This window comes from Streptomyces sp. NBC_00885, from assembly GCF_045207475.1.
Classification (GTDB): Bacteria; Actinomycetota; Actinomycetes; order Streptomycetales; family Streptomycetaceae; genus Streptomyces.
Window position 1 is genome coordinate 3,257,564 of sequence record NZ_CP108796.1, and the last position, 16,111, is coordinate 3,273,674.

The window sequence follows — 16,111 nt, forward strand, 5'->3', positions numbered from 1 at the left end:
CCAATGAGGACCGCCCGTGGAAAATCCGGCCCGCCTGCCGGACAGTGCTGCCGCCTCAGATGCCCTGGGTCAGGTGCGAGGCGTAACCCGGGGTGACCGTGGTGACCAGGCCCTGGGCGCCGGAGGCGGCGTTGCCGACGAGCTGCGCCGATTCGGCCGTGCCGTGGACGTCCTGCGCGAACGGCCGGACGTCGGAGACCACACCGCCCGTGAACGGGGCGACGTCAGCGACGACGCCCTGCGCGAGGGTGCCCGCGCTGCCGCCGACGCCGTACGCGACCGGCTGGACCTGGCCGACGACGGTGTCGACGAGCGGCGCGAGGGCGCCGACGACGCCGCCCGCGAAGGGCTGGACCTCTGAGGCCACGCCACCGGCGAACGGCTGGACCTCGGAGACGACACCGCCCGCGAACGGCGTCACGTCACCGACCACGCCCTGCGCGAGGGTGCCGACGTCGCCGACCGCCTGACCGGCGACCGGAAGGACGCCGCCGACGGCCCGGGAGGCGATGGGCGGCAGGGTGTCCTGCGCGGCCGCGTCGGCGATCGGGGTGGCGGCGGCGACGGTGCTCTGCGCCGTGTACTGGGCCTGGGCCGGGGCCTGCTCGGCGAGCTGCGGCGCGAAGGCGGCCAGCGGACCGAAGAGGTAGTCGATCTCGGCCTGGACGTCGGCGACGCCGGGGGTGGCCGGGACCTCGTACGCGGGGACGTCGTACGCCGGCAGCTCGGCCTCGGCGTACTGACGGGCCTGCTCGGCCACGGTTTGGGCCGAACCCTGGGCGCCGGTGGCCGTGCCGGTGGCGGTGGCGCGGGCGTCGGATGCGGCGCCCTCGGCGGCGCGGGCTGCGTCGATGCCCTGAACGTCGGACGGGATCTCCGAGCGAACCTGCGACTGGACGTCCGTGATGTCGTCGACGACATCGGCCGCCTGGTCGGGCGTGGAGAGCGGCACGGAGACGGGCAGTTCGTCGGCGCTTGCCGCGGCGGTGCCGAGCGCCCACATACCGGTGGCCGTGGCGGCGACGGCTATGGAACGGCGAATGTTCTTGTGCATGCTGGTGTCAAATCCTTCGAATTGGTTCGGCTGTCCGGAACTATCCGGTTGGCGGGCAGACCTGTCCCGCCCCCGCGCGGCAGGTCTTGAGCGGGGGAAAGGACTGCCCTAGCCGGGGAAATCGAGGATGTCGCGCGGTCGTTCGCGGGTCGGCGCATCCGCCGCCGACCCGCCCGCGCCGGGTACGAGCGCGAACGGCCTGTCGTACGCACTCGTCGCCGCATGCTGGTCGCCCGTGCGCGGCGTGTGGGTCTCGGCGGACTGCTGCAGCGCGCCGGGGGTGGAGTCGCAGGGCTCGCCCGGGACTTGAGCGGGCGCGGAAGCGGGCCGCTCGGAACGGGCTTCGACCCGCGGACGGTGAAGGCCGATGTCGTAACTACTGAGCTGTCCCGGGGTGGTGACGGTCGCCGCCCCGGACGACCGGCCCGCCTCGACGACCGCGGACCGGCCGAGGAGAAGCTGCGGCGCACGCGCCTGGTCCGCGTGGCTGCCCGGAGGTGTCAGCGGTACGGGAGGGGGCTCCGGCAGCGACGTGACGGGCAGCCCGCCGAGCGGCTCGGTGAGCTGCTGGACCACGGGCGGTACGACATGCCGCACTGTGTCCGCGACCGGCTGCGCGACTTCGCGCAGCGGCTCGACGGGCCGGACCACCCGCCGCAGTTCCCGTACCGGGGCCTGCTGCACCGACGTTGCGACGTTCGCCTCGGCGTCGGCCGCCGTTGCCGACGCCTCGGTGACCGCCGTCGGCTGCGGCAGTTCGGCCGCGTGCGCCTGACCGCCGTGGAGAAGACCGATCGTCAGCAGGCCCCCGAGGAACAGCATCACGCGCAGCGCACGCCGACCGCCCGCCGCCCGGCGCAGTATGCGCAGGACAGCAGCAGGACGAGCAGCTGCGGCAGTCACGGTGAGGGAGCCTTCCCTGTCGGCGGAAGCGGACCTTCCGCGGGGATCGGGACGATGCTCGCACGAGACTCCCGGGGGCACGCAAGTCCCCTGTTACTGATGGGTCACTTGTCCGGTATGGGAAGCGGCCGCTTCTCGATCGCCGCCGCCATCACCTCCGGGAAGAGATCCGGCGTACACGCGAACGCCGGTGCGCCCAGCGCCGCGAGGGCCGCCGCGTGCTCTCGGTCGTACGCGGGCGTCCCCTCGTCGGAGAGCGCCAGCAGCGCGACGAACTGCACGCCCGACGCCTTCATCGCCGCGACCCGCTTCAGCATCTCGTCCCGTATGCCGCCCTCGTAGAGGTCGCTGATCAGTACGACGACGGTGTCGGCGGGGCGCGTTATCTGCGACTGGCAGTACGCGAGCGCCCGGTTGATGTCGGTGCCTCCGCCGAGCTGGGTGCCGAACAGGACGTCGACCGGATCGTCGAGCTGGTCGGTGAGATCGACGACCGCGGTGTCGAAGACGACGAGGCGGGTGGCGATGGAGCGCATGGAGGCCAGGACCGCGCCGAACACCGAGGCGTAGACGACGGAGGCCGCCATCGAACCCGACTGGTCGATGCAGAGGACGACGTCCTTCTTCACGGACTGCGACGCCCGCCCGTACCCGATGAGGCGCTCGGGCACGACCGTGTTGAACTCAGGAAGGTAGTTCTTGAGGTTGGCCCGGATGGTGCGGTCCCAGTCGATGTCCCGGTGGCGCGGGCGGTTGATCCTCGCCGAGCGGTCGAGCGCCCCGGTGAGCGTGGAGCGGGTGCGGGTGGCCAGCCGCTTCTCCAGGTCGTCGACGACCTTGCGCACGACGGCCCGGGCCGTCTCCTTCGTCGTCTCGGGCATCGCCTTGTTGAGCGAGAGCAGGGTGCCGACGAGGTGGACGTCCGCCTCCACGGCCTCCAGCATCTCCGGCTCGAGCAGCAGCGCGGACAGACCGAGCCGGTCGATCGCGTCGCGTTGCATGACCTGGACGACGGAGCTCGGGAAGTACGTACGGATGTCGCCGAGCCAGCGGGCGACCGAGGGCGCGGACGCCCCCAGCCCTGCCGAGCGGTTGCCGGCGCGGCCGGCGTTCCTGGCGCCCTCGTTGCCGTAGAGGGCGGTCAGCGCGCCGTCCATCGCCGCGTCCGTACCGGCGAGGGCGCAGCCGGTGCCGTCCGCGGACTCGCCGCCGAGCACCAGCCGCCAGCGCCGCATCCGCTCGTCGTCGCGGCTCATCGGCCCACCCCCACAAGGTCGTTGTCCACACGGTCGTTGTCGTCGGCGTCCTGGGTGCCGAGCAGCAGTCGCAGGAGCGGCAGCACCGCGTCGGCCCGCTCTTCGTCGAGGCCGGGCCCGAAGCCGGGGACCGTGGACTCGGCGCGCATCTCACCGAGAGCCGCCGATGGCCCGCGTCTGACGAGCTCGCCCAGGGTGCGGCGCACACCCGATTCGTACGCGGAGAACGTGCGGCGCAGCAGCGGCAGGACGTCGGTGAACGCGTCCGCCGCAACTCCCGTCAGCCAGGCGTCGACGAGCTGGAGCAGGCGCTGGTCGTGAACCAGGAGCATCCCTCCTCCGGAGGCACCGCCGACGAAGCCCTCGATCCAGGCGGCCGCTTCGGTGGGCGCTGTGCCGGGCGAGAGCGCGAGGCCCATGAGGCGCCCGGCCTCGGCCTCCTCGAGCCGGCCGTCGTCCAGCAGCAGCCGGGCCGCCCGGCCCCGTATGACCCCCGGTACGGTGTCCCGCCCCGCGAGCCGGTGCAGGACCGAACCCCAGCGCCCGCTCAACTCCTGTGCTGTGGGCAGCAGTCCGATCGCGGTGTGCACCCCGTCCAGGTGTCCGCGCATCTCGGCCGCGCCCTCCGCGTCGAGCCCGGTGCACGCGGGCGGCAGGCCGACGCAGATGCGCTCGGCGAGCCCGGCCGCGACCTCGCCGAGTGCTGCCGTGTCGGTTGACCGCACGTCGCCGTACCGCAGGGAACGGGCCAGGGCGGGGAGCGCCTGCGCGAGATGGCCGACGTCGGCGTCGAGCGCGGCACGGTCGGCGAGCGCCCTCATCACGACGGGGAGCGCGCCCGGCAGTTCGGCCAGCAGGCACTGCTCGGCGAGCTCGGTGACCTCGGCGAGGGCGGTCGCCGCCACCGCATGGTTCTCCGCCTTCGCGGTGGCCGCGGAGAGCACGGTGGTCCCCCACACCCCTGCCTCCGCGACCTTGACGAAGAGCTCGGGCTCCCAGCGCAGCCGCCAGCTCTCCCGGAAGGTGCCGGTGCTCCCCCGGCCCGTGACGGTCTCGCCCCAGCCGACGTCGAGCAGCCTCAGCCGGTGCAGCAGGCGGCTTTTGGCCGCGTCGGTCTCCTTGCGCAGATCGAGCTCCAGCTCGCGCTCCAGTGCCTCCGGTTTGAGCCGGAGGCTGCGCTGGAGGCGGCTCAGGTCGCGCTGCAGCGGCACGGCGGGCGCGGCGTCCGGCACCTCGCCGAGGACGTCCCCGACGATCAGCCGGTCCCTGATGAGGTCGAGCGGAACATCGGAGCCGTCACACATCACCGCCCGTACGGCATCGGTCGTCTCGGTCAGCCCGGCAAGCGGCCGGCCGCGCATCGCTGCAAGGGTGTCGGCGAGGCGGACGGCCTCGATGACATGGGCCGGGGAGACCATCCGGTCCTCGCCCCTCAACAGCCGGGCGACCTTGGTCATCCAGCGCTCCACGGGCCGGTCGGGCGCGCCGAAGAGGTGCCCGTACCAGCCGGGTGAGTCGATCCCCGCGCCGTAGCCGCTGTGCCGGGCGAGCCTGCGGTGTGTCCAGGGCACCCAGGTCACCTCGGTCCTGACCTTGGGCAGCCCTTTGAGGAGGGCCTTGTCGGCGGCGAGGGTGGTCTTCCCGGCGAGCGCGGGCACATGCCAGGCGCCGCAGACCACGGCGACATCGTCCCCGAACTCCTTGCGCGCGGCGCGCAGTTGGATCCGCATGTGAGCCTCGCGGGCGAGGTCGCGGTCCTGCCCGCCGTGGCCGTACATCTCGCGCAGCGCGGTCATGGCTTCGCCGAGCGCGGCGAACGGCGCGCGGGGGTCGTCGCCCGCCCGGCCCGTTGGCCCGGCCCTTGACCCGGCCCCGCGGTGCTCGACGACGTCCTCCCACCACCGCTCGGGGTCGTCGTATCCGGCGGTCTCGGCGAGGACGGCGATGGGGTCGATCCGCACACCCGCGTCGGGCACGGCATCCCACTCGGGATCGACGGACTGTGCGTCGGGCTCGACCACGGGCGGCTCCCCGCCCGGAACCGCATCCCATTCGGGGTCGGCGGCCACCGCGTCCGGGAGAAGCTTGTGATCCGCTTCCCGGTCCGGATCCGCGTGACAGGAGTCCTTCTCCTCGGCCGCCGCCAGTGCCAGCGAATGCGCGGCCGGCAGGTCGACGAACCGCACCGGCACCTCCCGCTCCAGCGCCCAGCGGATCGCCACCCACTCCGGCGAGAACGCGGCCAGCGGCCAGAACGCAGCCCGTCCCGGATCGTCCACGGCATGGGCGAGCAGCGCGACCGGCGGGCGCATCTGCTCGTCCGCCGCCAGCGCCAGCAGCGCGTCGCCCTCGGGCGGCCCCTCGATCAGCACCGCCGGGGGCGAGGCCGCGTCCAGCGCGGCCCGCACCGCCCGTGCCGAACCGGGACCGTGGTGCCGGACACCGAGAAGCAGGGGGCCGGTCATGCGCTCACCTCACGGCAGGCGCGGTAGAAGTCCTTCCAGCCGTCGCGCTCACGGACCACCGTCTCCAGATACTCCTGCCAGATGACGCGGTCCGCCGCCGGGTCGCGGACGACGGCGCCGAGGATCCCCGCCGCCACATCGCCCGGCCGCAGCACGCCGTCGCCGAAGTGCGCGGCGAGCGCGAGGCCGCCCGTGACGACGGAGATCGCCTCGGCCGTGGAGAGCGTGCCCGAGGGCGACTTGAGCTTCGTGCGGCCGTCCGCCGAGACACCGTCCCGCAGCTCCCGGAATACGGTGACCACCCGGCGGATCTCCTCAAGACCCTCGGGCACAGCCGGCAGATCAAGCGAGCGCCCGATCTGGTCGACGCGCCGCGACACGATGTCGACCTCGGCCTCGGACGTAGCGGGCAGCGGCAGCACAACGGTGTTGAAGCGGCGACGCAGCGCGCTGGACAGGTCGTTGACCCCGCGGTCGCGGTCATTGGCGGTGGCGATGAGGTTGAACCCGCGCACGGCCTGCACCTCCTGCCCCAACTCCGGGATCGGCAGGGTCTTCTCGGACAGGATCGTGATCAGCGTGTCCTGCACGTCGGCGGGGATACGGGTGAGCTCCTCGACCCTCGCGGTCATGCCCTCCGCCATGGCGCGCATGACGGGGCTGGGCACGAGCGCGTCGCGGCTGGGGCCGTGGGCGAGCAACTGGGCGTAGTTCCAGCCGTAGCGGATCGCCTCTTCGGGTGTGCCCGCCGTGCCCTGCACGAGCAGCGTCGAGTCGCCGCTGACGGCGGCGGCCAGATGCTCTGAGACCCAGGTCTTCGCGGTGCCGGGCACGCCGAGGAGCAGCAGCGCCCGGTCGGTGGCGAGAGTGGTGACGGCGACTTCGACGATCCGGCGCGGACCCACGTACTTGGGTGTGATCACCGTCCCGTCACCGAGCGCGCCGCCGAGCAGATAGGTGGACACGGCCCACGGCGACAGCCGCCAGTTGACCGGGCGCGGCCGGTCGTCGGCCGCCGCGAGCGCCTTGAGCTCGGCGGCGAAAGCGTCCTCGGCATGCGGCCGCAGGGCCTCGGCGCCGGTGGCTGCCCCGGTTTCGGACACGGTCATGGATCCCCCTCCAGATCGGTTCCAGATCGTTCGACCCGATGTGGATTCCACCGTGCACCATGCCACTGACAATCGACTTCGCCGCATACGAATCCGCAGGTCAGAGCCATTGTCAGTGGTGACCCGTAGCGTCGTCCTCATGAATCAGCTGGGGGTGCGCTGGACGTCGGAACAGGTGCTGGCACTGGCTCCTGACGACGCGTCACGCAAAGCGGGAATCAAACTCGGTGCGGCCGGGCCGTGGTCCGGTGCGGGCAGCTGCGGCTCGGGGGCCGTGTGGGGTCTGTGCAAGGGCAGCGGCAGCAAGCCGTACCAGACCGTCGTCGACACCACCGGCCCGGCCTACAAGTGCAGTTGCCCCAGCCGGAAGTTCCCGTGCAAGCACGCGCTGGGACTGCTGCTGCTCTGGGCGGCGGACGAGGGGGCCGTCCAGGTCGCGAGCACGCCGGACTGGGCCGAGGAATGGCTGGAGGGGCGCAGAAAGCGCGCCACGGACAAGGAACAGAGCGGAGCGGGCGCGGGGCAGACGGCGAAGACCGCCGACCCCGAGGCGGCCAGGCGCAGGGCTGAGCGCCGGGCGGAGCGGATCACCGCGGGGGCAAGAGAGCTGGAGCAGCGGCTGTCCGACCTGCTGCGCGGCGGCCTGGCCGCGGCCGAGCAGGCGGGGTACGGGCTGTGGGAGGAGACAGCAGCCCGCATGGTCGACGCGCAGGCCCCAGGACTGGCGGGCCGGGTGCGTGAGTTGGGGGCGATACCGGGCTCGGGGCCAGGCTGGCCGGCGCGGCTGCTGGAGGAGTGCGCGCTCATCCATCTGCTGGATGCGGCCTGGCTGGGGATCGAGCGGCTGCCGCGGCCGCTGGCCGCGACGGTCCGCACCCGGGTCGGGCTCACCTCGCCCGCCGAGGGCCCGGCGGTGCGGGACGACTGGCTGATCCTCGCTCAGTACGACGCCTCGGACGGAAAGATCACCACTCGTCGTATCTGGCTGTACGGACGCGAGTCCGGGCGCATGGCGCTGCTGCTCTCCTTCGGAGCGGCGGGACGGTCCCCGCAGCACGCCCTTCCGGTGGGGCTGATGATCGACGCCGAGCTCACTCCGTACGCGGGTGCGGGACAGCTGCGGGCGGACCTGGGCGAGCAGTTCGGCGCGCCCGTTCCGATCACGTCGCCACCGCCGGGCGGCCCGACCGCGGCGGCCCTGGAGGCGTACGGGCAGGCACTCCGGAACGACCCCTGGCTGGACTCCTGGCCGGTGACGCTGAGCCGCGTCATACCCGTTCCGTCGGACGGAGGGTGGCAACTGGCCGACGCCGACGGCAAGGCCGCGCTGCCCGTCGCACCCGCGGCGCTCGCCCGCTCCGGGCTGCTGAAGCTCGTGGCCGTCGCCGGCGGCGGCCCGGTCACCGTCTTCGGCGAGTGCGGCCACCAGGGCTTCTCGCCGCTCGCCGCCTGGCCCGAGGACGGGTCCGAGACGGTCCCGCTGATCTGAAAGGTACGGAGGACCCCATGACTGGCACCACCAGCACATCGGCCTGGGAAGAACTCGTCACCGCGGCCCTGCTCGGCACCGACCGCCGCACGCCGCCGGATGCGGTCCTGACCCCGGGCAAGGACGCCCCGGCCGCACTGCTGGACGCCGCGGCGCTCCATACCGTACGGCGCAGGGCGGGACTGCTGCCCGCACCCGCGGCCGACCGTCCCGAGCCCGCGCCGCACGACGCACGGCCGCGAGTGCCCGTGGCCGCGCGGCGCCGGCTCGCCCAGCTGCTGGCCGACCGGTCCGCCCCCTCCCACGCGGGCGGGCGGCGCGGTACGGCACCCGATCTGACCGAGCTGCTCCCGCAGTGGCTCGCCGTGGCCAACGAGCACGGTTACCAGGCGCCGCCGTCCCTGCTTCCCGCGCTGCTCGACGCAGCCCGGGCGAGGACCGACCTGCGACCGTATGTCCTCGCCTTCGCCGGGTCGCGCGGGCTGTGGCTGGCCCGGCTCAACCCGGAGTGGAAGTTCGCGCTGCGCGGCGCGTCCGGGAGCGCTGTGCTGCCGGATGTGACCGACGCCGAGGCCGTCCAACGGCTGTGGGACGAAGGGCTGTTCGCGGAGCGCGTCGCCCTGCTGGCCGCGGTGCGGGTGCACGACGCGGGGGCCGCGCTGGCGCTGCTGACCGCGACATGGGGCACAGAGCGAGCCGAGGACCGGCTGATGTTCCTCGACTCCCTGCGTACGGGGCTGTCCGGCGAGGACGAGCCGTTCCTGGAGAGGGCCCTGTCCGACCGCAGCCGCAATGTCCGCGCCACCGCGGCCGACCTCCTGTCCGCGCTGCCGCACTCCGCGCTCGCCGTACGGATGGCGGCCCGGGCCGCGTCCTGCGTCGGCCTGGACCGCAGCGGGGACGGGGCCGGCGGGGACGCGGCGTCGATCGCGGTCGAGGCACCGCACGAGTGCGATGCGGACATGCAGCGCGACGGGATGGTGCCGGGCCCACCGACGGGCCGGGGCGAAAGGTCATGGTGGCTGGGCCAGTTGGTCGAGGCGGCCCCCCTGTCCACCTGGCCGGCGCGGCTCGGCGGGCGCACGGCCGAGGAGATCGTCGCCCTGCCCGTCGCCGAGGACTGGGGGCAGGAACTGCACGCGGCGTGGTGCCGCGCGGCGGTGCGGCAACGGGACGCGGAGTGGTCCCGCGCCCTCCTGGGCGCCCCGGCCGCCCCGCCGGAGACCGGTCCGGGCACCTCGTCCCTCGCCGAGCGGGCGAAGCTGCTCTCGACGCTTCCGGCGGCCGAGCGAGCCGCCTGGGTGGCGGAGTTCATCGCGGCCCACGGCCTGTCGGAGGCCTTCCAGCTCCTCGGCGTCTGCGCCGTGCCATGGGCGGAGCCGCTGGGCCGCTCGGTGGTCGACGCGCTGGACATCGCGCGGGACGCGGGGAGCTACCCGTGGAGCTTCAGCGGCGTGATGGGCCTCGCGGAGCGCTGCCTGGACCCGGCAGAGGCAAGCCGCCTGGAACTGCTGACGGCGACCCCGGACGAGACGGAGGGGGCGTCGCCGGGGGCGGGAGGCTACTGGTCGGAGGCGTTCCAGCGACTGGTGTCGACACTGAGATTGCGCGCGACGATACGTGCGGAGCTCGGGGGTACGCCGCTCTGACCCGCGCCTCAGACGTCGGCGGAAATTCAGCCCGTCCGGCGTTTGAGGACATGCGGCCGAAGGTCGCCTACGGGGTCTTGGGGCTTGCCCCCAGTTCGGGAAGCGGCGGTAGGGGACAAGGCCCGCCGCAGGCGACCCGCACCGCCCCCGCCGCGCGCTGAGCGCTACGCGCCCGCCGGCTCCCGCACATTCGCGTTGACCCAGTCGACGATCGACGTCGTGGTCGCCCCCGGCGTGAAGATCTCCGCGACGCCCAGTTCCTTCAGCGGCGCGATGTCCGCCTCCGGGATGATGCCGCCGCCGAAGACCTTGATGTCCTCCGCCTCACGCTCCTTCAGGAGGGCGATCACCTTCGCGAAGAGCGTGTTGTGCGCGCCGGACAGGATGGACAGGCCGATCGCGTCCGCGTCCTCCTGGATCGCCGTGTCGACGATCTGCTCCGGGGTCTGGTGGAGGCCGGTGTAGATGACCTCCATACCCGCGTCGCGAAGCGCCCGCGCGATCACTTTGGCACCCCGGTCGTGGCCGTCGAGACCCGGCTTGGCCACCACCACACGGATCGGACCGGTCACACCCATCACTGCCTCCACATACCGACTGCGCCGCACTGGGCACGGGTCCCGCGCCGACTCAGGCCCGGGGAAGTGAACGAACGTTATCTCCAGCATCCCGCAACCGGCCGTTTCGCGGTGGACAGCGAGGGGGAAATCACACGTGGGACAAGTTCGCTATGCGTCGTACCCGCATCGGGCGGAACACAAGCCACACCACCGCCGCGGGCACGGTCGCTACGGGAGCCGCAACAGGGTCGTTCCCCGTGCCGTCAGCCGCGCGGCACGGCGGACGACACCGTCCGGCCCCTGGCCCGGTTCGGGCCAGGGGCCGCACAGTACCTGCGAAAGCTCCCATGAGGGCACACGGGGGACGGAGCCGTCCTCCGGCGTGCCGTACGGGAGGTCGGCCATGAGGGTGCTCCCCTTCTTTCCGCTGTGTCTGCGCCCTGTCCGACACCTGCGAATATCCGCCGCGCTGATGCGCGCCACCGCCCTCGAGCTTGCGATCCTCGCCGGGCATCTGCTGCTCTACCCCACCGGCCTGACCCCGGAGCGCCCCGCGCCCACCCCCGCACCGGATCCGGAGCCCCACCCCTCCGACGCCGCACTGCTCCCGACCGGCGGCCCGGTCCACCCGCCCGTCGTGCTCCTCCACGGCTTCGTGGACAACCGCTCCGTCTTCGTCCTGTTGCGCCGCGCCCTCGCCCGGCACGGCCGACAGCACGTCGAGTGCCTGAATTACTCACCTCTGACCTGCGACATCCGCACGGCCGCCGAGCTGCTGGGCCGCCATATCGAGCAGATCTGCACACGTACCGGCCGGTGCGAGGTCGACATCGTCGGGCACAGCCTGGGCGGCCTGATCGCCCGCTATTACGTGCAGTGCCTCGGCGGCGACCTGCGCGTGCGCACCCTGGTGACGCTCGGAACGCCGCATTCGGGCACCGCCGTCGCCCCGCTCGCCAGTGCGCACCCCATCGTGCGCCAGATGCGTCCCGGCTCGGCGGTGATCGAGGAACTGACCACGCCCGCTCCCGGGTGCCGCACCCGTTTCGTGAGTTTCTGGAGCGATCTCGACCAGATCATGGTCCCGGTCGAGACGGCCTGCATCGACCACCCGGACCTCATCGCGCAGAACGTACGTGTCAGCGGAATCGGACATCTCGCCCTGCCGGTCCACCCCGCCGTCGCGGCCGCGATCCGGGAGGCCCTCGAGTCGAGCGACTCGGCGGCAGCCACCTCGGGAGCCGTCTCCGTCGCGTGAATCGGCGTAGCGCCGGGCAACGAATGGTCGAACACATTTCGAACGTAGGATCAAAGCTGTGCCCGCAGTCCGCCGAAAGACGGCCGAATGCCCGTTTCCTGATTGCCTAAAACCTGCGGAAGATTGTCGCCGTCGCGTACCGCCGGGTACAGTCGCGCCACTGCTTTCCCTCTGGGTCCCCCGCTCCCCGTGGCCCCAGAACCCAGGTCCTGCTGCCGAGGCGAGAGAGAAGTTGGTGAACGACCAGCACGCCCACGCCGGGTACGTCGGATACGACGGGTATTCGACCACTGGCAGCTTCGACGCCGACCCGCTCTTCGGTGCGCTCCCCGGGAGTTACGAAGCGGGCCACAGCGGCCAGTACGACACCGCCCAGTGGGACACCGGGTCGCACCAGACCGCCGGTTACGACGTCTACGGCGCGCAGCAGGCACAACAGCCGCAGTACACCGAACAATTCCCGCAGTACGAGACCTCCGCGGTCCAGTACGACACGACCGGGCAGTGGGACGCCGGCGCGTGGAACCAGACCGCGCAGACGGGTCAGTACGAAACGGCCGCGGCGACGTTCGCGTACGACACGACCGGGCAGTGGGCGGCGCCCGCCTTCGACACCGGGACGTACGACGCCGCCGCGTGGAACGCGGGCACGCAGCCCGTCGTACCGCAGCAGTTCACGCCGGAGCACGAGTATCTCCAGCCGGAGTCCCACGGCGAGCCGACGTACGACGGCTTCACCACCGAGTTCCCACAGGACTTCCAGCAGGAATTCCAGCAGGAGTTCACGACCGAGTTCGCGGCGGCCGACTACGAAACGGCCCACTTCGCGGCCGAGCCCGAGGCCCACGCCGAGCCCGAGCCCGAGGCGTACTTCGACGCCGAGGCCCAGTTCGACGAGGCTCACTTCGACGCCGAGGCCCATGCCGAGACCGGCTCCGAGGCCGACGACGAACCGGACGGCGACGACTACGAGCACGACCCCGAGTCCGAGTTCGCATCCGACTTCTCGCCGGAACCCGAACCCGCCTCCGCCGCCGTCACCCCCCGCCCCGTCCGCCGCTCCGGCGGCTCCCGCGGCCGTCGCCGTACCCCCGCCAAGCGCTCCGCCCTCCTCACCGTCGCCGTCCCCTCGGCCTGCGTGATGGGCGTAGCGGGCATCGCCGCCGCCTCCGTCGGCAATCTCGGTACCGACACCAAGGACGACTCCAAGAGCCTCGCGGCCGCCGATCCGTCCTCTGTGAAGCCCGTCGCGGCGAACAACAAGATGGACACGCAGCTCGCCGCTCTCAGCGCCGACGCCCGCGACTTCGGCGACCGCGCCTCCCGCACCCAGGAACGCCTCGATCTCAAGGCGCGCCAGGAAGCGGAGAAGAAGAAACGCGAGGAGGAGGCCAGGCGCCGCGAGGCCCTGCGCCCCAAGTTCGTGCTGCCGGTGAAGCAGCAGGGTCTGAGCGCGTACTACGGACAGGCCGGCGTCAACTGGATGTCCGTGCACACCGGCATCGACTTCCCGGTGTCGTACGGCACCGAAGTGAGGGCCGCGACCGACGGCACCGTCCGTACGCAGTGGAACAGCGCCTACGGCAACATGGCCATCGTGACCGCGGCCGACGGCACGGAGACCTGGTACTGCCATCTGAGCAGCACCAAGATCCGCTCCGGTTCGGTCAAGGCCGGTGACGTCATCGCGTACTCCGGCAATTCCGGCAACTCCACCGGACCGCACCTCCACTTCGAGGTCCGGCCCGGCGGCGGCTCGGCCATAGACCCGCTGCCGTGGCTTCGCAGCCACGGCCTCGACCCCACCTAGGCGACAGGCCTCACAGCTTCTCGACCGGCGCGTACCGCAGCAGCAGCCGCTTCGGCTTGGTGTCCCCGAAGTCGACCGTCGCCTGCGCGTCCGAGCCCGACCCCGTCACCTCCACCACGGTCCCCAGACCGAACTGGTCGTGCGTGACCCGGTCACCGACCGACAGCGAGATCACCGGCTTGTCGCTCGCACGCCGCGTGGCGAAGCCCGACGCACCGCCGCCCGAGCGGGAGCGCGAGGACGAGAGCGACGACGTGATGCCGGAGGTCGGCCCCGCGGGCGCGGCCATCGGGCCGGTCCGCTTCCACTCCAGGTGCTGCCCCGGGATCTCCTCCAGGAAGCGCGAGGGCGGGTTGTACGAGGGCTGGCCCCAGGCGCTGCGCATCGACGACCGGGTCAGATACAGACGCTCACGGGCGCGCGTGATGCCGACGTAGGCGAGCCGCCGCTCCTCCTCCAGCTCCTTCGCCTGGCCGAGGGCGCGCATGTGCGGGAAGACGCCGTCCTCCATGCCCGTCAGGAACACCACGGGGAACTCAAGGCCCTTGGCGGTGTGCAGCGTCATCAGCGTGATGACGCCGGAGCCGTCCTCGTCCTCGTCGGGGATCTGGTCGGAGTCGGCGACGAGCGCGACCTTCTCGAGGAATTCGGCGAGTGTGCCCGCGCCCTCTTCCTCGGCGCGGTCCTGCTCGAACTCCAGGGCAACGGCGGCCAGTTCCTGGAGGTTCTCGATACGTGTCTCGTCCTGCGGGTCGGTCGAGGCCTGCAGCTCGGCGAGATAGCCGGTGCGCTCCAGGACGGCCTCCAGCACCACGGCCGGGCCGGCGCCCGAGTCGACGACCGTGCGCAGTTCCTCCATCAACACGTTGAAGCGCTTGACGGCGTTCGCGGAGCGGGACGCCATGCCGTACGCCTCGTCGACGCGGCGCAGCGCCTGCGGGAAGGTGATCTTCTCGCGCAGTGCGAGGGCGTCGATCATCGCCTCGGCGCGGTCGCCGATACCGCGCTTGGGGACGTTCAGGATCCGGCGCAGCGGGACGTTGTCCTCCGGATTGGCGAGGACCCGCAGATACGCCAGCACATCGCGGACCTCCTTGCGCTCGTAGAAGCGCACTCCGCCGACGACCTTGTACGGCAGTCCGACGCGGATGAAGATCTCTTCGAAGACACGGGACTGGGCGTTCGTACGGTAGAAGACGGCGACGTCGCCCGCCTTCGCGTCGCCCGCGTCCGTCAGCCGGTCGATCTCGTCGGCGACGAACTGCGCCTCGTCGTGCTCGGTGTCGGCGACATAGCCGGTGATCTGCGCGCCCGCGCCCGCGTTCGTCCACAGGTTCTTGGGGCGGCGGCTTTCGTTCCGCTCGATGACCGCGTTGGCGGCGGAGAGGATCGTCTGCGTGGAGCGGTAGTTCTGCTCCAGCAGGATCGTCGTCGCGTCCGGGTAGTCCTCCTCGAACTGGAGGATGTTGCGGATGGTCGCGCCACGGAAGGCGTAGATCGACTGGTCGGCGTCGCCGACGACACAGAGCTCGGCCGGCGCCAGATCCTCGTATCCCGTCCCCACCAGCTCGCGTACGAGTGTGTACTGAGCGTGGTTGGTGTCCTGGTACTCGTCCACCAGGACATGGCGGAAGCGGCGCCGGTAGTGCTCGGCGACATCCGGGAACGCCTGGAGCAGATGCACCGTCGTCATGATGATGTCGTCGAAGTCCAGGGCGTTGGCCTCGCGTAGCCTGCCCTGGTACATGCGGTACGCCTCGGCGAGCGTCTTCTCGAAACCGTCGGCGGCCTGGTCGGCGAAGGTCTCCTCGTCGATCAGCTCGTTCTTCAGGTTCGAGATCTTGGCGCTGAAGGCCTTCGGCGGGAACTTCTTGGGGTCGAGATCGAGGTCCCGGCAGACCAGCGCCATCAGCCTTTTCGAGTCCGCCGCGTCGTAGATCGAGAACGACGAGGTGAAGCCGAGCCTCTTGGACTCCCGGCGCAGGATGCGGACGCACGCGCTGTGGAAGGTGGACACCCACATGGCGTTGGCGCGCGGCCCGACGAGCTGCTCGACGCGCTCCTTCATCTCGCCGGCGGCCTTGTTGGTGAAGGTGATCGCCAGTATCTGGCCGGGGTGGACGCTGCGGGTCCCCAGCAGATACGCGATCCGGTGGGTCAGCACCCGCGTCTTGCCCGATCCGGCCCCGGCGACGATGAGCAGCGGTGAGCCGGTGTGCACGACGGCGGCGCGCTGCTGTTCGTTCAGCCCTTCGAGGAGGGCGGCGGGGTCCACGACGGTGCGCGGGGCGCCGTCGCGGTGGTACGGATCCCGGGCCGGGGGCACGTCGAAGGCGCCCTGGAAGAGATCGTCGGGCATCTCCTCCGGGGCCGGGTCCTCGGGCGGCGGCGGAGGGTGCTCCGAGCTGGGCTGGAGGTCCGCCAGGAAGCTGTCGTCAAAGAGGCTGCTCATCGCTCCACGAGTCTAGGCCGCCGCACTGACAGCTTGCCGCCGCATCAGGCCACCACCCTCCGTAACCTTCGCGACCCTGCGTGATCGGGGCATGTCGCCGGGTCAT

General features: G+C 71.9%; 12 protein-coding genes. 4 read left to right on the forward strand and 8 right to left on the reverse strand.

Features of this window, described 5'->3' with window-relative positions; all coding sequences use genetic code 11:
• Positions 1-55 precede the first annotated feature (55 nt).
• From OHA61_RS14425 to OHA61_RS14445, 5 genes are all read right to left on the reverse strand, one after another.
• Positions 56-1,054: a hypothetical protein gene (locus tag OHA61_RS14425; RefSeq protein ID WP_406303389.1), complete on the reverse strand. Its 999-nt coding sequence runs from the start codon at positions 1,052-1,054 to the stop codon at positions 56-58.
• Positions 1,055-1,162: 108 nt separating this feature from the next.
• On the reverse strand, positions 1,163-1,957 hold the full coding sequence (locus OHA61_RS14430; protein WP_406303390.1) for a hypothetical protein: 795 nt from the start codon (positions 1,955-1,957) through the stop codon (positions 1,163-1,165).
• A gap of 104 nt (positions 1,958-2,061) precedes the next feature.
• A complete protein-coding gene (locus OHA61_RS14435) occupies positions 2,062-3,213 on the reverse strand; it encodes a VWA domain-containing protein (RefSeq protein WP_406303391.1) in 1,152 nt (383 codons plus the stop codon).
• Positions 3,210-5,678 (reverse strand): DUF5682 family protein, encoded by a 2,469-nt coding sequence (locus OHA61_RS14440; protein WP_406303392.1) that lies wholly within the window; start codon positions 5,676-5,678, stop codon positions 3,210-3,212. Before OHA61_RS14440 ends, OHA61_RS14435 begins: the two co-directional genes overlap by 4 nt.
• Positions 5,675-6,787: an AAA family ATPase gene (locus OHA61_RS14445; RefSeq protein ID WP_406303393.1), complete on the reverse strand. Its 1,113-nt coding sequence runs from the start codon at positions 6,785-6,787 to the stop codon at positions 5,675-5,677. Before OHA61_RS14445 ends, OHA61_RS14440 begins: the two co-directional genes overlap by 4 nt.
• Before the next feature lie 139 nt (positions 6,788-6,926).
• Between OHA61_RS14445 and OHA61_RS14450 the strand changes: the two genes are divergently transcribed.
• Both OHA61_RS14450 and OHA61_RS14455 read left to right on the forward strand, forming a co-directional pair.
• A complete protein-coding gene (locus tag OHA61_RS14450) occupies positions 6,927-8,276 on the forward strand; it encodes an SWIM zinc finger family protein (protein WP_406303394.1) in 1,350 nt (449 codons plus the stop codon).
• A gap of 17 nt (positions 8,277-8,293) precedes the next feature.
• Complete coding sequence (locus OHA61_RS14455) at positions 8,294-9,925, forward strand: DUF5691 domain-containing protein (RefSeq protein WP_406303395.1); 1,632 nt, start codon at positions 8,294-8,296, stop codon at positions 9,923-9,925.
• A gap of 164 nt (positions 9,926-10,089) precedes the next feature.
• On the opposite strand, the gene OHA61_RS14460 is transcribed toward OHA61_RS14455, so the two are convergent.
• Both OHA61_RS14460 and OHA61_RS14465 read right to left on the reverse strand, forming a co-directional pair.
• Entirely contained in the window at positions 10,090-10,503 is a 414-nt protein-coding gene (locus tag OHA61_RS14460) for a cobalamin B12-binding domain-containing protein (protein WP_324986475.1), read from the reverse strand.
• Between the two features lie 210 nt (positions 10,504-10,713).
• Positions 10,714-10,890, reverse strand: coding sequence for a hypothetical protein (locus OHA61_RS14465; protein WP_266486699.1), 177 nt, complete (start codon positions 10,888-10,890; stop codon positions 10,714-10,716).
• Between OHA61_RS14465 and OHA61_RS14470 the strand changes: the two genes are divergently transcribed.
• Together OHA61_RS14470 and OHA61_RS14475 are read left to right on the forward strand one after the other, a co-directional pair.
• A complete protein-coding gene (locus OHA61_RS14470; RefSeq protein WP_406303396.1) occupies positions 10,889-11,743 on the forward strand; it encodes an esterase/lipase family protein in 855 nt (284 codons plus the stop codon). The genes OHA61_RS14465 and OHA61_RS14470 overlap by 2 nt on opposite strands.
• Before the next feature lie 235 nt (positions 11,744-11,978).
• A complete protein-coding gene (locus tag OHA61_RS14475; RefSeq protein ID WP_406303397.1) occupies positions 11,979-13,553 on the forward strand; it encodes a peptidoglycan DD-metalloendopeptidase family protein in 1,575 nt (524 codons plus the stop codon).
• Positions 13,554-13,563: 10 nt separating this feature from the next.
• Here the strand turns inward: OHA61_RS14475 and pcrA are convergent, their stop codons facing one another.
• Positions 13,564-16,005, reverse strand: coding sequence for a DNA helicase PcrA (gene pcrA / locus OHA61_RS14480; RefSeq protein ID WP_324986484.1), 2,442 nt, complete (start codon positions 16,003-16,005; stop codon positions 13,564-13,566).
• Positions 16,006-16,111: the final 106 nt, after the last annotated feature.